This is a genomic window from Roseovarius sp. MBR-79, from assembly GCF_053628555.1.
Genome location: NZ_JBRJGP010000009.1, coordinates 153,283 through 175,700 on the forward strand (window position 1 = coordinate 153,283; position 22,418 = coordinate 175,700).

The 22,418-nt window shown below is 65.9% G+C and carries 18 protein-coding genes; 14 read left to right on the forward strand and 4 right to left on the reverse strand.

From position 1 onward, the window contains the following. The first annotated feature begins 112 nt into the window (after positions 1–112). The 7 genes from ACSSV8_RS11340 to ACSSV8_RS11370 are packed head-to-tail and all read left to right on the forward strand — an operon-like array spanning position 113 to position 6,434. Positions 113–979 (forward strand): SPOR domain-containing protein, encoded by an 867-nt coding sequence (locus ACSSV8_RS11340; protein ID WP_354537281.1) that lies wholly within the window; start codon positions 113–115, stop codon positions 977–979. A gap of 18 nt (positions 980–997) precedes the next feature. After that, positions 998–2,155, forward strand: coding sequence for a D-alanyl-D-alanine carboxypeptidase family protein (locus ACSSV8_RS11345; protein ID WP_454282501.1), 1,158 nt, complete (start codon positions 998–1,000; stop codon positions 2,153–2,155). Then, on the forward strand, positions 2,152–2,778 hold the full coding sequence (gene tmk, locus ACSSV8_RS11350) for a dTMP kinase (RefSeq protein ID WP_354537279.1): 627 nt from the start codon (positions 2,152–2,154) through the stop codon (positions 2,776–2,778). The genes ACSSV8_RS11345 and tmk overlap by 4 nt, the downstream gene beginning before the upstream one ends. Next, positions 2,775–3,893 carry a DNA polymerase III subunit delta' gene (locus ACSSV8_RS11355; RefSeq protein ID WP_454282502.1) on the forward strand — a complete coding sequence of 373 codons (1,119 nt, stop codon included), beginning with the start codon at positions 2,775–2,777 and terminating at the stop codon, positions 3,891–3,893. The genes tmk and ACSSV8_RS11355 overlap by 4 nt, the downstream gene beginning before the upstream one ends. An 18-nt stretch (positions 3,894–3,911) precedes the next feature. Beyond that, positions 3,912–4,703, forward strand: coding sequence for a TatD family hydrolase (locus ACSSV8_RS11360; RefSeq protein WP_454282503.1), 792 nt, complete (start codon positions 3,912–3,914; stop codon positions 4,701–4,703). Further along, on the forward strand, positions 4,703–5,500 hold the full coding sequence (locus ACSSV8_RS11365) for an MBL fold metallo-hydrolase (protein ID WP_454282504.1): 798 nt from the start codon (positions 4,703–4,705) through the stop codon (positions 5,498–5,500). The genes ACSSV8_RS11360 and ACSSV8_RS11365 overlap by 1 nt, the downstream gene beginning before the upstream one ends. Positions 5,501–5,504: 4 nt before the next feature. Further along, complete coding sequence (locus ACSSV8_RS11370; RefSeq protein WP_354537275.1) at positions 5,505–6,434, forward strand: AEC family transporter; 930 nt, start codon at positions 5,505–5,507, stop codon at positions 6,432–6,434. Here the strand turns inward: ACSSV8_RS11370 and ACSSV8_RS11375 are convergent, their stop codons facing one another. The 3 genes from ACSSV8_RS11375 to putA all read right to left on the reverse strand — a co-directional run bounded on the left by ACSSV8_RS11375 (position 6,435) and on the right by putA (position 11,095). Continuing rightward, positions 6,435–6,803 carry a GFA family protein gene (locus ACSSV8_RS11375; RefSeq protein WP_454282505.1) on the reverse strand — a complete coding sequence of 123 codons (369 nt, stop codon included), beginning with the start codon at positions 6,801–6,803 and terminating at the stop codon, positions 6,435–6,437. Beyond that, positions 6,800–7,546: a rhomboid family intramembrane serine protease gene (locus tag ACSSV8_RS11380; RefSeq protein ID WP_454282506.1), complete on the reverse strand. Its 747-nt coding sequence runs from the start codon at positions 7,544–7,546 to the stop codon at positions 6,800–6,802. Before ACSSV8_RS11380 ends, ACSSV8_RS11375 begins: the two co-directional genes overlap by 4 nt. A 117-nt stretch (positions 7,547–7,663) precedes the next feature. Then, a complete protein-coding gene (gene putA / locus ACSSV8_RS11385; RefSeq protein ID WP_454282507.1) occupies positions 7,664–11,095 on the reverse strand; it encodes a bifunctional proline dehydrogenase/L-glutamate gamma-semialdehyde dehydrogenase PutA in 3,432 nt (1,143 codons plus the stop codon). Positions 11,096–11,198: 103 nt separating this feature from the next. On the opposite strand from putA, the gene ACSSV8_RS11390 reads away from it, so the two are divergent. Beyond that, entirely contained in the window at positions 11,199–11,678 is a 480-nt protein-coding gene (locus tag ACSSV8_RS11390; RefSeq protein WP_354537271.1) for an Lrp/AsnC family transcriptional regulator, read from the forward strand. 458 nt (positions 11,679–12,136) lie between these two features. Here ACSSV8_RS11390 and ACSSV8_RS11395 read toward each other — a convergent pair whose 3' ends face one another. Further along, a complete protein-coding gene (locus ACSSV8_RS11395; protein WP_454282528.1) occupies positions 12,137–13,963 on the reverse strand; it encodes a PHA/PHB synthase family protein in 1,827 nt (608 codons plus the stop codon). A gap of 590 nt (positions 13,964–14,553) precedes the next feature. On the opposite strand from ACSSV8_RS11395, the gene ACSSV8_RS11400 reads away from it, so the two are divergent. The 6 genes from ACSSV8_RS11400 (at position 14,554) to benD (ending at position 22,385) form a co-directional block, all read left to right on the forward strand. Continuing rightward, positions 14,554–17,253 carry a cation-transporting P-type ATPase gene (locus tag ACSSV8_RS11400; protein WP_454282508.1) on the forward strand — a complete coding sequence of 900 codons (2,700 nt, stop codon included), beginning with the start codon at positions 14,554–14,556 and terminating at the stop codon, positions 17,251–17,253. A gap of 116 nt (positions 17,254–17,369) precedes the next feature. After that, on the forward strand, positions 17,370–18,518 hold the full coding sequence (locus ACSSV8_RS11405; protein ID WP_454282509.1) for a muconate/chloromuconate family cycloisomerase: 1,149 nt from the start codon (positions 17,370–17,372) through the stop codon (positions 18,516–18,518). Between the two features lie 71 nt (positions 18,519–18,589). Then, the gene (benA, locus tag ACSSV8_RS11410; RefSeq protein ID WP_454282510.1) at positions 18,590–19,978 is read left to right on the forward strand and encodes a benzoate 1,2-dioxygenase large subunit; all 1,389 of its coding nucleotides are present in this window, start codon (positions 18,590–18,592) and stop codon (positions 19,976–19,978) included. 13 nt (positions 19,979–19,991) lie between these two features. Further along, complete coding sequence (gene benB / locus ACSSV8_RS11415; protein ID WP_454282511.1) at positions 19,992–20,513, forward strand: benzoate 1,2-dioxygenase small subunit; 522 nt, start codon at positions 19,992–19,994, stop codon at positions 20,511–20,513. A gap of 73 nt (positions 20,514–20,586) precedes the next feature. Further along, entirely contained in the window at positions 20,587–21,609 is a 1,023-nt protein-coding gene (benC, locus tag ACSSV8_RS11420; protein ID WP_454282512.1) for a benzoate 1,2-dioxygenase electron transfer component BenC, read from the forward strand. Beyond that, complete coding sequence (gene benD / locus ACSSV8_RS11425; protein WP_454282513.1) at positions 21,606–22,385, forward strand: benzoate diol dehydrogenase BenD; 780 nt, start codon at positions 21,606–21,608, stop codon at positions 22,383–22,385. Before benC ends, benD begins: the two co-directional genes overlap by 4 nt. Positions 22,386–22,418: the final 33 nt, after the last annotated feature.

Sequence of the window (22,418 nt, forward strand, 5' to 3'; positions counted from 1 at the left end):
CGCGCAAGGCGGGCCGGGGTGCTTTTCACGCAGCATTGGACAGGTTAGACTGCGCGAAAACCAAGACCGGGCGGGGACACGCCCGCAAGAACGCAGGTGCAAGGGGCGCAGGATGGATCGGGTGACAGCGGTGATGAGGGCCGGGCGCGTATTGGCGGGGCTGGCGGTGTTCGGGCTTGCGGCCTGCGATGAGAGCGGGAATTTCAGTTTCGGGCAACCGGCGGCGCGCGAGGCGGCATCGGGCGGCAGGTCCGTGCGGCTGGTGGAGCGCGATGTGGAGGCGCCGCAGGTCTTTCAGAAAACCGATATGGGGCTTTGGGACGGGCGGCCCTCGCTTGGCGGGGTCTGGGTGGCGCATCCCGATGTGACCGACCCCGAGCGCGTGATCATCCGCAACACCGCGAACGGCACCTTCGTGATCGGCGCGCTGTTCCGGCGGCAACGCGACCTGCCCGGACCGGCGTTCCAGGTCTCGTCCGATGCGGCGGTCACGCTCGAGATGCTGGCGGGCGCGCCCGCGCAGCTCAACGTGACCGCGCTGCGCCGCGAAGAGACCCCGGTGGAGGAGGACGCCCCCGCCGAGGTCGAAGAGATCGCCGCCCCCGCCGAGATCGAGGCGACGGCCCTTGATCCGGTGGCCGGGGCCGCTGCCGCCATAGATGCCGCAGAGGCCGGCACCGCGCCGGCACAGGCAGAGCCGGAGGCGTCGTCGAAACCCGCCGCCCCGGCGCGCCCTGCGTCTAGCCTCGGCACGCCTTTTGTGCAGGTCGGGATTTTCAGCGTCGAGACGAACGCACGCAACACCGCGACCGCGCTCCGGCAGGCGGGGATGGTGCCGACGGTTCTGGCGCAGACGTCGGCGGGCAAGCCGTTCTGGCGCGTGGTCGTCGGCCCGGCCACGACGGCCTCTGACCTCTCCGCCGTGCTGGGCAAGATCAAGGGGATGGGCTTTGCCGACGCCTATCCCGTCACCAACTGACCGGGGAGGGCCCTGAAAATGGTGCGCCTTTGGATTGCAGCCCTGGCCGCGCTCATGTTGGCGCTGCCTGCCGCCGCCTTTGAGACGAGCGCGCGGGGGGCCTATGTGGTGGATGTGACCACGGGCACGGTGCTTTTGAACAAGAACGCCGACGAGCCGCTGCCGCCTGCGTCCATGTCCAAGCTGATGACGCTTTACGTCGCCTTCGAGGCGGTCCGCGACGGGCGGCTGACGCTGGATGAGCGGCTGCCCGTGTCGGAACACGCGATGAGCTTTGGCGGCTCGACCATGTTTCTCAACACCCGCGACCGGGTGCGCGTCGAGGACCTGCTGCGCGGGATCGTCGTGCTCTCGGGCAACGATGCCTGCGTGGTCATCGCCGAGGCGCTCAGCCCCGACGGCACGGAGCCGGGCTTTGCCCGGTTCATGACACAGCGCGCGCAAGCCCTTGGAATGACCAATTCGGTCTTTCAGAACGCGAGCGGCTGGCCTGCGGCGGGCCATGTCATGTCGATGCGCGATCTGGCGCTTCTGGCGCGGCGGCTGATCGAGGATTTCCCGGAATTCTACCCGATGTTCGCCGAGACCGAGTTTCGCTTTGACGGGCGCGCGCCCGCCAATATTTACAACCGCAACCCGCTTCTGGGTCTGGGGATCGGCGCGGACGGGCTCAAGACCGGGCATACGAGCGAGGCGGGATATGGTCTTGTCGGCTCGGCGGTGCAGGGCGACCGCCGGGTGATCTTCTCCATCACCGGACTGGACAGCGCCGCCGACCGCGCCCGCGAATCCGAGGCCATCGTCAACTGGGCGTTCCGGCAATTCGCGCAGAAATCGCTTGCGCGCGCAGGCGAGGTGGTGGCCGAGGCCGAGGTCTGGATGGGCGATGTGCCGCGTGTGGGGCTGATGCCCGCCGAGGATATCGACACGCTCCTGCCCATTCTCGGGGCTGACCGGATCGCGGGCGAGGTGGTCTATACCGGCCCGGTGCGCGCGCCGGTGGTCAAGGGCGACGTGTTGGCCGAACTCGTGTTTGCACCCGAGGGCCTGCCCGAAACGCGGGTGCCGCTGGTGGCGGCCTCGGATGTGGCACCCGGCGGGTTCATGACCCGGTTGCGCACGGTTTCGGGGTTGCTTCTCACCCGTCTGCGCGAGGGTCCCGAGGGGGCGCTTTGAGCGCGCGCGGTCACTTCATCAGCTTCGAGGGGATCGACGGCTCGGGCAAGTCCACGCAGGCGCGCCTTCTGGCCGAAGCGCTGCGGGGACAGGGCCGCGAGGTGGTGCTCACCCGCGAGCCGGGGGGCAGCGCGGGGGCCGAGGAGATCCGCAAGCTGGTGCTCACGGGCGCGGGCGACCGTTGGTCGCCGGAGACCGAGGTGCTGCTCTTCACCGCCGCGCGGCGCGACCATCTGGAGCGGGTGATCGCGCCCGCGATTGATCGCGGCGCGGTGGTCATCTCGGACCGCTTCGCCGACAGCACGCGGGTTTATCAGGGCGTGGGCCGGGCCGATCTGCGTCCGCTGGTGGACGAATTGCACCGGCTGGTCATAGGGCAGGAGCCGGATCTGACGCTCCTGATCGACATCGACCCGGCCATGGGTCTGGCGCGCGCGGAGGCGCGCGGTGGCGGCGAGGCGCGGTTCGAATCCTTCGGGTTGGGTCTTCAGGAGCGGTTGCGCGCGGGGTTCCTGGCGCTGGCCCGCGAGGCACCCGGGCGCGTGCAGGTGATCGACGGTGCGGGCGAGGCGCAGTCGGTCGCGGCGGAGGTGGCGCGCGTGGTCGCCGCGCGGCTGGCATGAGCGAGGCGCTGCCCGAACCCGACCGCGCCGAGGGCGCACCGCACCCGCGCGAGACGGTCCGGCTTTTCGGGCAGGGCGCGGCGGAGGCCGAATTTCTTGACGCCCATGCCACCGGGCGGCTGCATCACGGCTGGCTTCTGACCGGGGCGCAGGGCATCGGAAAGGCCACGCTCGCGTGGCGCATCGCGCGGTTTCTGCTGGCCAGTCAGACCCCGGCGGAGGAGGGCCTGTTCGGCGCGTCGCCCCCGCCCGAGAGCCTCGATGTAGACCCCGAACACCCCGTCGCGCGGCGGCTGCGGGCGCTGTCGGAGCCGGGGCTGTTCCTTCTGCGGCGCGGTCCCAATGACAAGGGCGACCGGCTGGCGCAGGAAATCCGCGTCGTCGAGGTGCGCAAGCTGGCGAATTTCTTCGGGATGTCGGCCACGGATGGCGGACGGCGGGTGGTGATCGTCGATGCCGCGGACGAATTGAACACGCAGGCCGCGAACGCGCTTCTGAAGATGCTCGAAGAGCCGCCGACGCGCACGGTCCTGCTGCTGGTGGCGCATCAGCCCTCGCGCCTTTTGCCGACGATCCGCTCGCGCTGCCGGATGCTGCGGCTGGCACCGCTCGGTGCGCCCGATATGGCGCGCGCCTTGCAACAGGCGGGGATCGACCCCGAGGGCGATCCGGCGGCGCTGGCGGAACTGGCGGGCGGATCGGTGGGCGCGGCGGTGCGCATCGCATCCCTTGGCGGTCTGGCGCTCTATGCCGAATGGGTGGCGCTGATGGAGAGCCTGCCGCGCCTTGACCGCCCGCGCGCGCTGCGGCTGGCCGAAACGGCGGCCATGCGTGGCGCGGAGGCGCGGCGCGACCTTCTGTTCACGCTCATCGGCCTTTTTCTCGTGCGGCTTGCCCGCACCGGGGCCACAGGTATGCCCCCCGAGATCGAGGCCGCAAAGGGCGAGGCCGCGCTTCTGGCCCGGCTGGCCCCCGATCCGCACCGCGCGCAAGTCTGGGCCGCGCTCTCGGAAGAGGTGGGCGCGCGGGCGCGTCATGGTCTGTCGGTCAATCTTGACCCTGCCGCGCTGCTCCTAGATACCGTGTTCAGGATCAAGGAGACCGCCGGGGGATGACCCGGCCATCGGAGGCCCATGACCGGCACGAACCGCATCACCGACAGTCATTGTCACCTCGACTTTCCCGATTTCGACGGCGAATTGGGCGAGGTGATCGCGCGCGCGCGTGCGGCGGGGGTGCACCGGATGGTGACGATCTGCACCCGGCTGCGCAACGAACCGCAGGTGCGCGCCATAGCCGAGGCACATGCGCCGGTCTTCTATGCCGCAGGCACCCATCCGATGAGCGCGGCAGAGGAGCCGCTGGCCACGGTTGACGCGCTCGTGGCGCTGGCCGCGCATCCGAAATTCGTGGGCATCGGCGAGACCGGCCTTGATTACCACTACACCGCCGAGAGCGCCGAGGTGCAAAAGCAGAGCCTGCGCATCCATATCGCGGCGGCTCAGGAAACCGGGCTGCCGCTGATCATCCATGCCCGCGACGCGGATGAGGACATGGCCCGGATCCTCACCGAAGAGTTCAGGAACGCCCCCTATACCTGTGTGATGCATTGTTTTTCGTCGGAGGCGGGGCTGGCGCGGGCGGCGCTCGATCTGGGGTTTTACCTGTCGATGTCGGGGATCGTGGCCTTTCCGAAGAGCCAGGCGTTGCGGGATATTTTCGCCGCCGCCCCGGTGGAGCGCATCCTTGCCGAAACCGACGCGCCCTATCTCGCGCCGCCGCCCCATCGCGGTCGCCGCAACGAGCCTGCCTACACGGTGCATACCGCGCAAAAAGGGGCCGAGGTCTTCGGCATGGACTGGCCGGCGTTTGCCGCGCAGCTTGAGGCCAATTTCGAACGGCTCTTCCCCAAGGCGGTGCTGTGATGGGCGAGTTGCGCTTTACCATCCTCGGGTGCGGCTCGTCGGGGGGGGTGCCACGGCTGGGGGGGCATTGGGGCGATTGTGACCCGACCAACCCGCGCAACACCCGCCGCCGCTGTTCCCTGCTGATCGAGCGCGAAACGACGGACGGCACCACCCGCGTTCTCATCGACACCGCGCCCGATCTGCGCGCGCAACTGCTCGACGCGGGCATAGGCAGGCTCGATGCGGTGGCCTATACGCATGCGCACGCCGATCATGTCCACGGTATCGACGATCTGCGGATGATTGTTTTCAACATGCGGCAGCGCCTGCCGGTCTGGGCCGATGGCGACACGCAGAACGCGCTTTATGCGCGCTTCGGCTATGCCTTCGTGCAGCCCGAGGACAGCCCCTATCCGCCGATCCTTGACATGCACACGATCGACGGGGCCTTCACCGTCGAGGGGGCAGGGGGGGCGATCACGCTCACGCCCTTCACGGTGGGTCATGGCAGTATCGACGCGCTTGGCTTTCGCGTGGGCGGCCTCGCCTATCTGCCCGACGCGGTGAAGATCCCCGAGCCGGTCTGGCCCCTGCTCGAGGGTCTGGATTGCTGGGTGGTCGATGCGCTGCGCCGCACGCCGCACCCGACCCATGCCCATCTCGAGATGACGCTGGAGTGGATCGCGCGCGCCGCCCCGCGCCGCGCGGTTCTGACCAACATGCATATCGACCTCGACTATGCGACCATCGACGCCGAAACGCCCGATCACATCACCCCCGCCTTTGACGGAATGGTGATCCGCTACCCGGTCTGAGCCGGTGCAGGCGCTGATCGAGGTCATCCTTCCGGTCTTTCTGGTGATCGGGTTCGGGTATCTGGCGGTCTGGCGCGGCTGGTTCAGCACGGCGGGGGTGGACGGTCTGATGACCTTTACCCAGAAATTCGCCATTCCCTGCCTCCTGTTCGCGGCCATCGCGCGGCTCGATCTGGCGCAGAATTTCGACTGGCGCCTGCTGCTGAGTTTCTATGGCGGCGCGCTTTCGGGGTTTCTGCTGGGGCTTGTCGGCGCGCGGGTCCTCTTCGGGCGGTCATGGGAGGATTCGGTGGCCATCGGCTTTGCCAGCCTCTTTTCGAACTCTGTTCTTCTGGGCCTGCCGATCATGGAGCGCGCCTATGGGCTTGGCGCGCTCTCGGCCAATTTCGCCATCATCGCGATCCATTCGCCGTTCTGCTACGGCATCGGCATCACCGCGATGGAGGTGGCGCGCGCGCGCGGACAGAGCGCGGGGCAGGTGGCGGCCAAGGTCTTTCGGGCGATGTTCTCGAACACGCTCATTCTCGGGATTGCCGCGGGATTTGCCGTCAACCTGTCGGGGCTGCCGATTCCGGGGCCGGTTGGCGATGCGCTTGACCTGATGGTGCGCGCGGCGCTGCCCGCCGCACTTTTCGGGCTGGGGGGCGTTCTGGTGCAATACCGCCCCGAGGGCGACATGCGCGCGATCCTCTATGTCTGCGCGATCTCGCTTCTGGCGCATCCGGCGATCACCTACGGGCTGGGGCTGGTGCTGGACCTGTCGCCCGGGGCGCTGCGCTCTGCGGTGGTGACGGCGGCGATGGCACCGGGGGTCAACGCCTATATCTTTGCCAACATGTATGGCCATGCCAAGCGTGTGGCCGCCTCAAGCGTGCTGATTGCCACGGGGCTGACGGTGCTGACGGCCTGGGGCTGGTTGCAGATCCTGCCGTGATCAGCGGTCAGACGGGTGGTTGACCCCGTCCACCCAGGGGATTTCCCCCAGATCGCGCGGGTGACAGCCCTCCAGGCAGGCGAGGTTGACGCCGTATTCATTGGGGTTCGAGCGGCGGCGGTGATGGGTGTAGATGCCGCAGGTCTTGCAGAACCAGTGCTGCGCGGTGTGCGTGCCCCAAGTGTATCTTGCAAGATTGTCGGCCCCCCGCACCACCTCCACGCCCCCGAGCGGGGCCGAGACCGCCACCGCCCCGCGCCGCGCGCATAACGAGCAATCGCAGCGGCGCGCGCTTGCCAGACCATCGGACAGGGTCACGCGCAATTCGACCGCGCCGCAATGGCAGGTGGCCTTGAGGGCATGGGTCATCGGCGTCGCCTCACGCGGGGAATGGAGGTGTGGCGAAATTCGTAGCGCGCCTGTGGGTTGGGCGGCACACCACCATGCAACTCCCAGAAGCGCGGCCCGCCGAGCCGCAGAAAGAGCGGCAACGCCAGCACGATCCCCGCCACGAATCCGCCCGCGTGCGCCCAATAGGCAACGCCGCCCGCATCGGGGTTGCTGCCCAGCCCGGCGAACACCTGGATGGCGAACCACAAAAGCAGCACAAGTGCGGCAGGAATCGTGATGATGCGAAAGAAGATGATGAAGATCAGCAGGATATCAACGCGCGCGCGCGGGAAAAGCAGCAGGTAGCCGCCCATCACCCCGGCAATCGCCCCCGACGCGCCCACCGTCGGCACCTGCGAGAGCGGCCCGCCAAAGATATGCGCCAGCCCCGCCGCGATGCCGGTCGCAAGGTAGAAGGCAAGATAGGGCAGATGGCCCATCCGGTCCTCGAGATTGTCGCCGAAAATCCAGAGAAACAGCATGTTGCCCGCGAGATGCATGAGCCCGCCATGCAGGAACATCGAAGTGACGATGCCTGACCACACGCCCCCCTGCGTGACCTTCGCCGGGATCATCGCATAGTCGAAATAAAAGCGCATGAGCGCGCGCTCATCCCCGAAAAGCGGCAGGTACCCGATAAAAATCAGGATATTGGCGGCAATCAGCGCATAGGTCACATAGGGCGTGCGCTGTGACGGGTTGTGATCGCGGATCGGGAACATACGGTGAAGCTAGCGCGGTTGCGCCCTCCCGAAAAGGCGCAAACGCTCGGGCGAGGCACCGCTTTCTTGAAAAGAAAGCGGCCCGAAATCTTTTGAAGATTTCGGGCTCTCGCGCGGTCAGGACATGCCACCCAGAAGCGCCGCGTTGCCGCCTGCCGCGGTGGTGTCGACGCAGACGTGACGCTCGTGGAGCGCGTGGCCCAGATCGGGCCGCCCGGTGATCAGCGGCAGGATCGGCCCTGCGCGGCGCGCCATGGCACCCGCATAGGCGCGCGCCTCGTCCGCGTCGCCCCACCAGAGCGCGCCCGAGAGCCCGCCCATGGTGACAAGCGCCTCGGGGTCCACCCGGCCTGTTGCCGCGACCGCCACGCCGCCAAGGGCCTCGATCGCGCGTTTCTGGGCCGCTGCGGCCTCACCCCCCGGCCCGAGGCAGAGGAGGGCTGCGCGCAGATGCGTGGTGAGGCGGTTCGACTCACCCGTCGGCCCCGGCAGCACCAGCGCCGCGCGCGGCGCGTGACCTGCGGCATTGGCCTTGTCGAGCGCGGCTTGCGCGTCGCGCACGGGCATCGCGGTTTCCCATTTCTGGCCCTGCACCGGTGCGGGCTGCGCGGTGAATCGCGTCAGGTAATGCGGCCCGCCCGCCTTGGGGCCGGTGCCCGACATGCCCTCGCCGCCAAAGGGCTGGGAGCCCACGATGGCGCCGATCTGGTTGCGGTTGACATAGATATTGCCCGCATGGACCGCCTCGGTCACGTGCTGCACGCGGTCGTCGATCCGGGTCATCAGGCCAAAGGTCAGGCCATAGCCGGTGGCGTTGATCGCCCCGATCACGCGGTCAAGATCGCGCGACTTGAAGGTGGCGAGATGCAGCACCGGGCCGAAAATCTCGCGCTCCATATCCTCGATGCCGCCGACTTTGATAAGTGTGGGCGCAATAAAGGTGCCGGCATTGGGCGTCTTGAGTTCGTGCAAGAGCCGCCCCTCGGCGCGGGCCTGCTGAATATGCGCGGCAATCCCGGCTCGGGCCTCCTCGTCGATCACCGGGCCGCAATCGGTGCTCAGGTGCCACGGGTTGCCCACGGTGAGCGCATCCATGGCGCCGGTCAGCATCTCGGTGAAATGCGGCGCGATATCCTCCTGCACGTAAAGGCAGCGCAGCGCCGAACAGCGTTGCCCGGCGGATTGGAAAGCGGATTCGACAATCGCCTGCACCGCCTGTTCCGGGAGCGCGGTGCTGTCCACGATCATTGCGTTCATCCCGCCGGTTTCCGCGATGAGCGGCGCGCCGGGGGCGAGGTGTTTGACCATCGCCGCACGGATTTTCAGGGCCGTGTCGGTCGAGCCGGTGAAGGCCACGCCGCCCACGCGCGCGTCAGAGGTGAGCGCCGCACCGACCTGACCCGCACCGGGCAGGAGTTGGCAAGCCGTGGCGGGCACGCCCGCGCGGTGCATGAGGGTCACGGCCAGATGCGCGATGAGCGGGGTCTGTTCGGCGGGTTTCGACAGCACCGCATTGCCAGCGGCAAGGGCGGCGGCTATCTGGCCGGTGAAGATGGCGAGCGGAAAGTTCCACGGGCTGATGCAGGTGAAGGTGCCCACGGGGGCCGCTTCGGGCGCGTTCGCGGCGTAGTAGCGCAGGAAATCCACCGCTTCGCGCAATTCGGCCACGGCGTCGGGAATCGACTTGCCGGCCTCGCGTGTGAGAACCGCGAATATCTCGCCGTAATTTTCTTCGTAAAGGTCGGCCACGCGGTTAAGGATCGCGGCGCGTTCGGTCGCTGACGCCTCCCACGGGGCGGCGGCGGCGAGCGCGGTTTCCACATCCGCTTTCGACGCCCACGCCACGGTGCCGGGGCTGTCTGCGGGATCGGCGGGGTTCTCGACGCGTTCGGGTGCCTCAGGCTGCGCCTTGCCCGCCAGAAGTGGTGCCGCGTCCCATTTGTGCGAGGCAAAGGGTGCGCGCGCCGCCTCGATGGCGTCGAGCGTGGGTTGGTGGCGCAGATCGAAGCCGCGCGAATTGGGCCGCTCGGGCAGGAACAGCTCGGGCCCGGTGGGCAGGTGCGGCGCGGGATCGTTCACCGCGTCGAACGGGTCGCGGGCGACGGTCTCGGGGGCCACGCTGTCATCGACAATCTGGTTGACGAAGCTGGAGTTGGCCCCGTTTTCCAGGAGACGCCGCACCAGATAGGCCAGCAGGTCCCGATGCGCGCCCACAGGGGCGTAGATGCGGCAGCGGGTGCCCTCGGCCTTCAACACGATGTCATGCAGCGCCTCGCCCATGCCGTGCAGGCGCTGGAACTCGAAGGCGCGCTTGTCGCTGGCCATGTCGAGGATCGCGGCGGCGGTGTGGGCGTTGTGGGTGGCAAATTGCGGATAGATGCGGTCGGTCATTGACAGCAGCTTGCGCGCATTGGCGATATAGCTGATGTCCGTCGCCGCCTTGGAGGTGAAGACCGGAAAGCCGTCAACGCCCGCGACCTGTGCGCGCTTGATCTCGGTATCCCAATAGGCCCCCTTGACCAGCCGCACCATGATGCGGCGGTCGAGCCGCGTGGCGAGGTCATTGAGAAAGTCGATCACGTGGCTGGCGCGCTGACCGTAAGCCTGCACCACCACGCCGAACCCGTCCCAGCCCGCCAGCGCAGGCTCCGAGAGCACGGTTTCGATCACGTCGAGCGAGAGCGACAGGCGGTCGGCCTCTTCGGCGTCGATGTTGAGGCCCATCTTCGCCGACTTCGCAAGAAGCGCGAGGCTGCGCAGGCGCGGCACAAGCACCGCCATCACCGCGTCGCGCTGCGCCACCTCGTAACGCGGATGCAGCGCCGAAAGTTTCACCGAAATGCCGGGGTTGGCGCGGATGTCCTTGTGGGTGCAGGCATTGGCAATGGCGCTGATCGCGCGGCTGTAGCTCAGGTGATAGCGCGTGGCATCGGCATCGGTGCGCGCGGCCTCGCCCAGCATGTCGTAGGAATAGGTATAGCCCTTCTTTTCCATCCCTGCCGCGCGGTCCATCGCGCCCTGGATCGTCTCGCCCAGAACGAACTGACGGCCCATTTCCTTCATCGCGCGACCCACGGCGGTGCGGATGACCGGCTCACCCAGCCGCTTGATCGCGGCGCGCAGGTGGCCCACGGGGCCGGGGGCCTCGTCCTTGAGCACGCGGCCCGTCAGCATGAGCGCCCAGGTCGAGGCATTGACCAGCGACGAGGTGGAGTGGCCCATATGTTTGCCCCAGTCCGACGGCGCGATCTTGTCCTCGATGAGCGCGTCGATGGTGTCGGCGTCGGGCACCCGCAAGAGCGCCTCCGCGAGACACATCAGCGCAATGCCCTCATCTGTGGAAAGCCCGTATTCGGCCAGAAACACCTCCATCAGGCCGGGGCTCGATTGTCCCCGGATCGCGCGCACCAGATCGGCACCGCGTGCGGTGATGCGGGCGCGGTCGGCCTCGCTCAGCGCGGCGAGATCCGTGAGGCGCGCCAGAACCCCGCTCTCATCGGCATAGGTGGCAAGGTCGATGGCGCGGCGAATATCGGTGTCGTATGGCATGGAAACCCCCCAATGTGTCATGATCATGATAGCATCGGTTTGGTGGTGACATTTCCCGATTGATGTGCGATTGACAGGCGATTGGATCGTTCAGGGGGCAGAATTGAGCCAAAGTGAATATTCCGACCTCGACCGCTTCGACCGGGCGATTCTGCGGGTTCTGGCGACGGACGGGCGGATCAGCGTGACGGATCTGGCGCGCGAGATCGGCCTGTCGAAATCGCCCACGCAGGCGCGGTTGCGCCGGTTGGAGAGCGCGGGCGTCATCACCGGCTATCGCGCGCTCTTTGATCCGATCCGGTTGGGGCTCGATCATGTGAGCTTTGTCGAGGTGCGCCTGCATGACACGCGCGAGGCGGCGCTGGCCGCCTTCAACGCGGCGGTGGCCAAGATCCCCGAAATCGAGCAGGCGCATCTCATCGCCGGGAACTTCGACTACCTGCTCAAGGTGCGCACGCAGAACATGGCCGATTACCGCCGCGTCCTGGCGGAACAGATCTCGACCTTGCCGCATGTGTCCAACACCTCAACCTATGTGGCGATGCAGGCGGTCAAGGAAAACGCGCTTGGCGATGTGATCTGAGCGCACGCCGCCACCGCCACAGGAGACAAGGGGCAGAACGGCGGTAGCCTTTGGCGACGTTCTATGTGATATGCTGAAGCCGGAATGCGGACGTGGTGGAATCGGTAGACACAAGAGACTTAAGCCATGTTTTGAGTGCCCCGGTGGAAACGCCGGGTGCAGAACTGCTCAAATTCGGGGAAAGCTAACGGCCGTGATCATGGCCCATGCCAATCCCGAGCCAAGCCGGTCGAGACCTCAACTCGGACGGAAGGTGTAGAGACTAGACGGGCAGCACCTAAGGCCGGGGACCCGGTGATGGTGAAGGGATAGTCCAGACCACGAACGGCGCGTCTGCGTCGGCGGTGAAAACCGTAGCAGGTACGAAAATCTCTCGATCGTATGATCGTGCGGGTTCGAGCCCCGCCGTCCGCACCATTCCCATGCCCGGCCTGCTGTCCTTCGGCGTCCGGGCTATCTCAGTCCTGATGGATATATGATCCCGGCGCCTCGGCAAGGGCGGGGTGATCGGGGTGATCACCGGGCACACGCGCGGGCACCGTGCCACTGCTGTGCCCCTCCAGCCAGCGGCCCCATTCCGGCCACCAGGACCCTTGCACGGGGTCATGCGCTGCCAGCCATGTGTCAGGGTCGCGGTAATGCGCCCCGGCGGGGCGGTGGCCGATCCGGTAATGCCGCCCCTTGTGGCCCGGCTCTGACAGGATGCCGCCATTGTGGCCGCCCTTGGTCAGCAGGAAATGCATGTCGCAATCGGTGAACAGCGCGGTCTTGTAGACCGAGCGCCAGGGCGCGATATGGTCGGTCTCGGTGCCGATGGTGAAAAGCGGCACGGAAATGTCCTTGAGCGCGATCACCCGTCCCTCAACCGCGAAGCGCCCTGCCGTGACGCGGTTATCAAGGAATATCCCGCGCAGATATTCCGAATGCATCCGCGCAGGCATCCGCGTGGTATCATTGACCCAGACGGTGATATCCGTGGGCAGATCCGGCTCGCCCAGCCAGTAGCGCCGCACCGCGCGCGACCAGATCAGATCCTCCGCGCGGATCGCGGCAAAGGCCCCGGACATCTGCGGACGGTCCAGATAGCCCTGAGACCACATCAGATCCTCGAGGAACGCGACCTGGCTTTCGTCGAGGAAAAGCAGCAATTCGCCCGCTTCGGCGAAATCCACCTGTGCCGCCATCAGCGTGACCGAGGCGAGGCGGTCGTCACAGTCACGCGCCATCGCCGCCGCCGCGATGGCCAGAAGCGTGCCGCCGAGGCAATATCCGTTGGCATGCACCTTTTGGCCCGGCACGATCTCGTTGATCACCTCCAGCGCCTGCATGACACCTTGCGTGCGGTAATCCTCCAGCGACAATTCCGCATGCTCCGCGCCGGGATTGCGCCACGAGATGCAGAACACCGTATAGCCCTGCGCGACCAGCCAGCGGATCAGCGAGTTCTCGGGCGAGAGGTCGAGGATGTAGTATTTCATGATCCAGGCGGGCACGATCAGCACCGGTTCGGCCTGCACCTTGTCGGTGGTTGGGGAATACTGGATCAGTTCCAACAACTCGTTGCGATAGACCACCGCCCCCGGCGTGCAGGCCAGCGCCTTGCCCAGGGCGAATGTCTCAGGCACGGGGCGATGTTCCTGCGCGAGGATGTGGCGTGCGTCGTCGGCGTAATGTGCCGCCCCCTCTATCAGGTTGCGCCCGCCCGTCGCGCGCGTCCGCTCGAGGATTTCGGGGTTGGCGAGCGGGAAGTTCGCGGGCGACACGGTATCAAGAAGCTGCCGCATCAGGAATCCGGTGCGGTCGGCGTTCTGGCGGCGCAACCCGCGCAGGTCGGAGGTGGCCGCGTGCCACCAGTCCTGCGTGGCCAGAAATCCCTGCTGCCAGAGCGCAAAGGGCGCGTCATTCCAGCCCTCATGGGTCCAGCGCGTGTCATAACGTCCGGGCGCAAAGGGTTTTTCCGGGGTCAGGCCCATCATCTGCGCAGCACTGTATTGCGCCAGCTTCATCGCATTGGCCTGCGCCCGCTCGATCAATTCCAACTGCCGCCCCGGCGCGCGCGCAAGATGCATCGCCCAGTCGCTCCAGGCGTCAATCATCGCATGGGGCGAGAGCCCGCCGGTGAACCGTGCAAGGCTGGCCATCGCACTGCGGTCAAGGGCGGCATGGAGATGCGGCTCGGCTGCGTCGGCTGCGGGCACCGGCGCGGGCGGCACCACGGCCGGGAGGCACGGTGCGGGCGCGTCGTTGGCCGGGCGGGTGCGGCTGCGAGTTGGTTTGCGGGTCATGCGGCTTCGGCCTCGGTTGGTTTCAGGGGGAGCAAAATCATCGGGCGTGATCGTTTCTCGTTCCAGCAGCAGGCGCGCGCCGGCTTCCAGATCATCGTGGTTGTGGCGCAAGAGGTCCACCGCACGGGCGTAGGCCGAACCAATCAGATCGCGCACCGCAAGATCGACATTGCACCAGCAGACGCACCATCAAGGTGGCGGCGAAAGACCAGAAATGGATGTGCTGCTTCTTGTCCACGACGTCTCCATGCAAATTTCGCCTGTTGTGCGGCGGGGAGGCAACCGCCTGCTTACGTTAGGTTGTGACGCGACGGTTGCGACCTGGACCCTGGCGGCCATGGTCATCGCCACTCTGGCCCAATTCGGTCGCGGTGCCCCTGATTTGAATCAAGTCGCCGCACACAGGCGTCAACTACGATGTGGCATGCCATCCATTACTGCCAGAATACACGTCTGCTGGTCGAGGTCCACATTTCCGAACGCCGCCATCTGATCTGCCGGCAAGGGTCGCGGGCGATTATCGCAGTTCGGCGGGGGATGTTCATACGCCTGTTGCCGGGATCGGCGACGCTGACCGAAAGGGCAAACCGATGACCGACCCCGTTCAAGGCCAAACCCTGCATGACCGTCCGCATCAGGCCGTGCTGGACGCCCTTGGAGCGACCGCAGCAGGGCTGAGCACCCAAGAGGCGATGCGCCGTCTGGCGGAACATGGCCCGAACCGACTGCCCGAACCGCCCGGACGCCATCCGATCCTGCGCTTTCTCGGGCATTTCAACAATGTGCTGATTTACGTGCTGCTGGCGTCTTCGGCGGTCACGGGGGCCTTGGGGCATTGGGTCGATACCGGGGTGATCCTTGCCGTGGTCATCGCGAATGCAATCATCGGCTTCGTGCAGGAGGGCCGTGCCGAACAGGCCATGGCCGCGATCCGCACCATGCTTGCCCCGCATTGCGCCGTGCTGCGCGACGGGCAAAGGACAAGCATCGACGCCGCTGATCTGGTGCCGGGCGATATCGTGCTGGTCGAGGCGGGTGACCGGGTGCCTGCGGATCTGCGGCTGATCGAGGCGCGCGGCCTCAAGGCGGAAGAGGCGATCCTGACCGGGGAATCCGTACCCACGGACAAGGCGACCGCGCCGGTCGCCGCGGATGCGCCGCTTGGCGACCAATCGTCGATGCTGTTCTCCGGCACGCTCATCGCGGCGGGCACGGGGCGCGGCGTGGTCACCGCCACCGGCGGCAAGAGCCAGATCGGACGCATCAGCGGGATGCTGGGCAGCGTCGAGACACTGACCACGCCGCTGGTGGCGCAGATGGACCTGTTCGCGCGCTGGCTGACGGTGTTCATCCTGATCGTCGCCGCCTCGGTCCTGACCTACGGATATTTCGTCGGCCACATGCCGTTTCGCGACCTTTTCATGGCGGTTGTCGGCCTCTCTGTCGCGGCGATTCCCGAAGGGTTGCCTGCTGTCATGACAATCACGCTTGCGGTCGGTGTGACGGCGATGGCGCGGCGCAACGCAATCATCCGCCGCCTGCCTGCGATTGAAACGCTGGGGGCCGTGTCGGTGATCTGCACCGACAAGACCGGCACGCTCACGCGCAATGAAATGATGGTGACGGCACTTGCGACGCAAGGGCATGTGTTCTCGGTCGGTGGCAGCGGATATGCACCGCATGGCTCGCTGCAGTGGCGCGACGCCGATGCCGATCCCGATGACCACGCCGTTCTGGGCGAGTTTGCCCGCGTGGCCGCGCTCTGTAACGATGCCGCGCTGCAATACCATGGTGATGACTGGCGCGTGGAGGGCGACCCGATGGAGGGCGCGCTGGCGGCGCTTGCCGGAAAGATAACGGGCGATGGGCATACATCGTTTGAAGACTGGCGACGCCTTGATGCGATCCCGTTCGATGCGGCGCATCGCTACATGGCGACGCTGGATCGTGATCCCGGCGGCCAGTCATTCATCCACGTCAAGGGCGCGCCCGAGGCGGTGCTGAAACTCTGCGCCGGTCAGCGTGGCGACGGCGGCGCGACAGGTCCGCTCGACGCGGCCCATTGGCACGTCAAGGTCGAGGAACTCGCGGCAGAGGGGCAGCGGGTGATCGCGGTTGCCACCTGCATGGCACAGCCGGATCAGGCAACCCTGACCGCCGGGGGCCTTGACGGGCAACTCACCCTGATCGGCCTTGTCGGGCTCATAGACCCACCCCGCCCCGAAGCCATTGCGGCGGTCGCGGACTGTCATGCCGCCGGTATTCGCGTCAAGATGATCACCGGCGATCATGCCGCGACGGCGCGCGCCATTGGCACCATGATCGGCCTCACGAACAGCACGCGCGTCCTGACCGGTGCCGAGCTTGAGGCGATGGACGATGCCGCGTTGACCGAGGCGGCTGTTGCGACGGATATATTCGCGCGCACATCTCCGGCGGACAAGCTGCGCCTTGTCACTGCGTTGCAGGCACGCGGGCTGGCCGTGGCGATGACCGGCGACGGCGTGAATGATGCGCCCGCCCTCAAACGCGCGGATGCCGGGATCGCCATGGGTCTCAAGGGCAGCGAGGCCGCCAAGGAAGCCGCCGATCTGGTTCTGGCCGATGACAATTTCGCCTCCATCGCCGCGGCGGTGCGCGAGGGACGCACCGTCTATGACAACATCAGGAAGGTGATCAGGTGGACCCTGCCCACAAGCGCGGGCGAGGCGATGACCATCATGGTGGCGCTCTTTGCCGGCATGACCCTGCCGATCACGGCGGTGCAGATCCTTTGGGTCAATCTCGTCACGGCCGTCACCCTTGGTCTGGCGCTCGCGTTCGAGCCGTCCGAGCCCGGCACCATGCGCCGCCCGCCGCGCGCGCGGGATGCGCCCCTCCTGACGGGGAGGTTGATCTGGCAGATCGTGCTTGTCTCGGCGCTGATACTGACGGCGGTTTTCGGCGTGTATTTCTACGCCATGGACAAGGGCTATCCGACCCCTCTCGCGCAGACCATGGCGATGAACATGCTCGTCGTGCTTCAGGTCTTCTACATGTTCTTCATCCGCAATATCCATGGCCCCTCCCTGACCTGGGCCGCGGCAAGGGGCACGCGGGTCGTCTGGGCCTGCGTGATCGCCGTGACCGCGGCGCAATGCGCCATCACCTACCTGCCGCCGTTTCAGGCTGTATTCGGCACCCAAGCCGTGCCGCTCTTCGACGGGATCGTGATCATCGCGGTCGGGGTCGCCTTCTTTGCGCTGATCGAGACGGAAAAGCAGATGCGGCTTGCCTTCCTGCCGCGTTGAGTTGCGGCTTCGGGTGATACGGCAGGGTATCACCCAAGACCCCACCCATCATCGACATACACGCCCCCCAACAGGCAATCTGCATCTCAACGAAACTTGCAGATGTGGTGAACCCCGTGACCAAGATCGACCAGATCGAGACCCTGATCCTCGATATCCCGACCATCCGGGGACATGTGCTGTCCATGGCCACGATGCGGGTGCAAACCGCCGTGCTGGTCCGGGTCCGGTTCTCGGACGGCTCTGAGGGTATCGGCGAGGGCACCACGATTGGCGGGCTCAGCTATGGCGCGGAAAGCCCCGAAAGCATCCGGTCGGCCATCGACACCTATATCGCGCCCGCCCTGATCGGCCTTGAGGCGGATAACGTGAACGGGGCGATCCAGTTGATCGACAAGCTGGTCAAGGGCAACCGCATCGCCAAGACGGCGGTCGAGATCGCGCTTTGGGATGGCTTGGGCAAGCGGCTTGGCGTTCCGGTGTCGCAACTGTTCGGTGGCGCGGTGCATGACCGCCTGCCGGTGGCGTGGACGCTGGCCTCGGGCAATTCCGACACCGATATTGCCGAGGCGCTGCAGATGATCGAGGCCCGCCGCCACAACATCTTCAAGCTGAAGATCGGCAAGCGGTCCGTGCGCGAGGACGTGGCGCATGTGGCGCGCATCAAGCAGGCCGTCGGCGATGCCGCCAGCGTGCGGGTTGACGTGAACACCGCCTGGTCGCTGCAAGACGCCCGCTGGGGGCTGAGGGGCCTTCAGGATGCGGGCTGCGAGTTGGTGGAACAGCCGATCCCGGCCCGTTTTCGCCGCGCCATGGCCGAATTGACCCGCAGCTATGAAATCGCCGTCATGGCCGATGAGGCGCTGAACGGCCCGGAGGATGCGCTGGAAGTGGCCAGCACCAAATCCGCCGATGTCTTTGCCGTCAAGATCGGCCAATCCGGCGGCCTGAAACGCGCCTCCGAGGTGATCGCCATCGCGCAGGCGGCGGGGCTGGGGCTTTATGGCGGCACCATGCTGGAAACGGGGCTCAGCACTGCCGCCGCGCTGAACCTTTTTTCAACCGTCGAGACGCTGCACTGGGGCTGCGAGCTTTTTGGCCCGCTGCTGCTGACCGAGGACATTCTGGCAGAGCCGATCATCTACCGCGATTTCTGCGTCGAGGTCCCGACCGGCCCCGGCATCGGCGCGCGGCTTGACCCCGACAAGATCGCCTTTTTCCGCCGCGACAGCGGCCAACGCATCAAGGCCGCCGCCGGGCAATAACCGGCGGCACGAGACCAAACCCAGCCAAACCGCGCGAGGACGCGGCGCGGCGATCAGGAGGAGACCCGACGATGTTCACACAATCCAATCTTGATGAATTCGAGGCCCGTATCGACGGCGCCATTCAGGATGATCCGGAAAACGGTATTTTCCGCTGCCGCCGCGACATCTTTACCGACGAAGATCTGTTCGAGCTTGAGATCAAGCACATCTTCGAGGGCAACTGGATCTACATGGCGCATGAAAGCCAGATTCCGAACCCGGGCGATTATTTCACCCTGACCATGGGGCGCACGCCGGTTGTCATCACCCGCGACAAGGACGGCGCATTGCATGCCCTCGTCAACGCCTGCTCGCATCGCGGCGCGCAGCTGTGCCGCTTCAAGCGGCGCAACCAGAAAACATTCACCTGCCCCTTTCACGGCTGGACCTTTTCCAACACCGGCAAGCTCTTGAAGGTGAAAGACCCCAATGGCGCGGGCTACCCCGAGCAGTTCAACAAGGATGGCAGCCACGACCTGACCCGCGTGGCGCGGTTCGAGAATTATCGCGGCTTCCTGTTCGGCTCGCTCAGCGCCGATGTGAAACCGCTCGAGGACTATCTCGGCGAGGCGCGCAAGATGATCGACATGATCGTCGATCAGGCCGATGAGGGGCTTGAGGTGCTGCGCGGCTCGTCCACCTATACCTATGACGGCAACTGGAAGCTTCAGGCCGAAAACGGCGCCGATGGCTATCATGTGTCGGCGGTGCATTGGAACTATGTCGCCACCACCGCGCACCGCACCGATGACGGCAAGGAAGACGCGATCAAGGCCACCGACGCCAGCAAATGGGCCAAGCAGCGCGGCGGCTTTCACGCCTATGACAACGGTCATATCCTGCTCTGGACGGAATGGGCCGACCCGACCAACCGCCCCAACTATCCGCGCAAGGATGAGTGGACCGAGAAATATGGCGCGACCAAGGCCGACTGGATGGTGGGCGTGCTGCGCAACCTCTGCCTTTATCCCAACGTGTTCCTGATGGATCAGTTTTCCAGCCAGATCCGCGTGTTCCGCCCCATCAGCGTCGATCAGACCGAGGTGACGATCTATTGCATCGCGCCCAAGGGCGAAGCCCCCGAGGCCCGCGCCCGCCGCATCCGCCAGTATGAGGATTTCTTCAACGCCTCCGGCATGGCAACCCCCGACGATACCGAGGAATTCCGCGCCACGCAGCGCGGCTATGCCGGGGCCGCCCACGCCAAGTGGAACGACCTGACCCGCGGCGCGACCCAATGGATCAAAGGCCCGGATGAAGATGCCAAGGCCCTTGGCATCAGCCCGATCCTGTCAGGGGCACGCACCGAGGATGAGGGGCTGTTCGTCATCCAGCACAGCAACTGGTCCGAGCGTATGAGCGCCGCGATTTCCAGGGAACGCGAGACCGCGCCCGGCGCGTCCGTCGCGGCCGAATGAGGAGGAAAAGACAATGAGCACCGCAACACTTGACCGCACCGATGCCACGATGAGCTTCGACGATATCCAGGCCTTCCTCTTTGCCGAGGCGCGCGCGCTCGATGACCGCGACTGGGATACGTGGCTGGGCTTTTACCACAAGGATTGCCCGTTCTGGATGCCTGCCTGGGATGATTACGACACGCTGACCGAAGACCCGCAAAACGAAATGTCGCTGATGTATTACCCCAACAAGCAGGGGATCGAGGATCGCGTGTTCCGCATCAAGACCGATCGTTCGTCCGCCACCTCGCTGCCCGAGCCGCGCACCAACCATTACCTGTCCGGCATCGAGATCCTCAGCCGCGAGGGAAGCACGATCAAACTGCGCTTCAACTGGCAGACGCTCAGCTATCGCTATCACCAGACCGATCAGCACTGGGGCACGTCGTTTTACACGCTCGACACCAGCGGCGCGCGGCCTTTGATCACCGACAAGAAGGTGGTGCTGAAAAACGATCACATCCACCACGTGATCGACGTCTACCACATCTGATCCCGCCCGTTTCGGGAGCCTGAGACCTCCGCGCAGCTTTGCCATGCTGCGCGGCGAAGGGAGGAGCATGGCCATGACGACCTTTAATATTGCCCTGAATTTCGAGGATGGCGTGACCCGCGTCATCCAATGCGACGACGACGAAAAGGTGACAGATGCCGCCTTTCGCCAAAAGATCAACCTGCCGATGGATTGCCGCGATGGTGTCTGTGGAACCTGCAAGTGCTTTGTCGAAAAGGGCAAATACGAGCTGGAATTCTACATGGACGAATCCATGAGCGAGGAAGAGGCCGAACAGGGCTTTGCCCTGGCCTGTCAGATGATCCCCGAAAGCGATTGCATCGTGCGGGTTCCGGCCTCTTCCGCCATCTGCAAGACCGCGCCCGAGGCGGTCGAGGCAGAGGTGCAGGGCGTTGACCGCTTGTCCGAGACCTCATTCGGTCTGCGCGTCAAGCTGGCCAAGCCGATGGGCTTTCTGCCCGGTCAATATGTCAACCTGACGGTTCCCGGCGCGGGCAAGCACCGCTCTTATTCCTTCTCCTCTGCGCCGGGCGCGCAAGAAGCGACGTTTTTGATCCGCAACCTGCCCGGCGGGGTGATGAGCAGCTATCTGGGCGAGCATGCCCGGCCCGGCGATGCGCTGACCGCGACCGGCCCTATGGGGGCGTTTTATCTGCGCCCGATCACCCGCCCGCAGCTTTGGTTGGCAGGCGGCACCGGGCTTGCGCCGTTCCTGTCGATGCTGGAGCAGGTGGCCAAGACCGGCGCGGATCAGCCGATCACGCTCTATTACGCCGTGACCCGCGCCGCCGATCTGGTGGAGCTTGACCGGGTGATGGCCTTGGCCGAGGCCATTGGAAATGTGACCGTGATCACGGTTCTGGCGGACAAGACCGAAACGCACGAGCGCAAGGGGTTCGTCACCGACCATGTGACCGCCGATGACCTGTGCGATGGCGCGTGCGATGTCTACCTGTGCGGCCCGCCGCCGATGGTCGACGCCGTGCGCGCGCATTTCACCAAGCTGGGGGTGGAACCCGCCAATTTCTATTTCGAGAAATTCAACCCCACCGAAACCGAGGCGGACGCCGCATGACCCGCCGTTTCGAGGACAAGGTCATGGTCGTGACCGGCGCCGCACAGGGCATTGGCCGCCGCGTGGCCGAACGCGCGGCAATCGAGGGCGCGCGCGTGCTGATCGTGGATCGCTCACCCGCCAGCGGCGATGTCGTCGCCGCCATCCGCGCGGCGGGCGGCATCGCCGAGGCGATCAATGTCGATCTGGAAACATGGGAGGGCTGCGAAGCCGCCATGAACAAGGCCGTCGAAATCTGGGGCCGCATTGACATTCTGATCAACAACGTGGGCGGCACGATCTGGGCCAAACCCTATGAACATTACGCGCCGCAAGAGATTGACGCCGAGGTGCGGCGCTCGCTCTTCCCGACGCTTTACTGTTGTCGCGCCGCCATCGAGCACATGCTGCCGCAAGGGTCGGGCGTGATCGTCAATGTCTCGTCCATCGCCACGCGCGGCCTCAACCGGGTGCCCTATGCGGCGGCCAAGGGCGGCGTGAACGCGATCACGGCAAGCCTCGCGTGGGAAGTGGGAGAACGCGGTATCCGCGTCGTCGCGACCGCACCGGGCGGCACAGAGGCCCCGCCGCGCATCACACCGCGCAACCCCAATGCGGCAGAGGAACAACGCGAAGACTGGTATCAGACCATCGTCGATCAGACGATCCGGTCAAGCCTGATGAAACGTTACGGAACGCTCGACGAACAGGCAGGTCCGATCCTGTTCCTGGCGTCGGACGATGCCTCCTACATCACCGGCGTCACGGTGCCGGTGGGTGGGGGCGATCTTGGATAGGCCCTGAGGAGGGGCCACAACACCAACCGGAGG

Coding starts and splice junctions, on each gene's coding strand:
- ACSSV8_RS11375 (WP_454282505.1), bottom strand. CDS start 6,803: ATGACCCATGCCCTCAAGGCCACCTGCCATTGCGGCGCGGTCGAATTG.
- ACSSV8_RS11365 (WP_454282504.1), top strand. CDS start 4,703: ATGGGCGAGTTGCGCTTTACCATCCTCGGGTGCGGCTCGTCGGGGGGG.
- ACSSV8_RS11395 (WP_454282528.1), bottom strand. CDS start 13,963: ATGACCCGCAAACCAACTCGCAGCCGCACCCGCCCGGCCAACGACGCG.
- benA (WP_454282510.1), top strand. CDS start 18,590: ATGTTCACACAATCCAATCTTGATGAATTCGAGGCCCGTATCGACGGC.
- benC (WP_454282512.1), top strand. CDS start 20,587: ATGACGACCTTTAATATTGCCCTGAATTTCGAGGATGGCGTGACCCGC.
- ACSSV8_RS11360 (WP_454282503.1), top strand. CDS start 3,912: ATGACCGGCACGAACCGCATCACCGACAGTCATTGTCACCTCGACTTT.
- benB (WP_454282511.1), top strand. CDS start 19,992: ATGAGCACCGCAACACTTGACCGCACCGATGCCACGATGAGCTTCGAC.
- ACSSV8_RS11400 (WP_454282508.1), top strand. CDS start 14,554: ATGACCGACCCCGTTCAAGGCCAAACCCTGCATGACCGTCCGCATCAG.
- ACSSV8_RS11345 (WP_454282501.1), top strand. CDS start 998: ATGGTGCGCCTTTGGATTGCAGCCCTGGCCGCGCTCATGTTGGCGCTG.
- ACSSV8_RS11355 (WP_454282502.1), top strand. CDS start 2,775: ATGAGCGAGGCGCTGCCCGAACCCGACCGCGCCGAGGGCGCACCGCAC.
- ACSSV8_RS11380 (WP_454282506.1), bottom strand. CDS start 7,546: ATGTTCCCGATCCGCGATCACAACCCGTCACAGCGCACGCCCTATGTG.
- benD (WP_454282513.1), top strand. CDS start 21,606: ATGACCCGCCGTTTCGAGGACAAGGTCATGGTCGTGACCGGCGCCGCA.
- putA (WP_454282507.1), bottom strand. CDS start 11,095: ATGCCATACGACACCGATATTCGCCGCGCCATCGACCTTGCCACCTAT.
- ACSSV8_RS11340 (WP_354537281.1), top strand. CDS start 113: ATGGATCGGGTGACAGCGGTGATGAGGGCCGGGCGCGTATTGGCGGGG.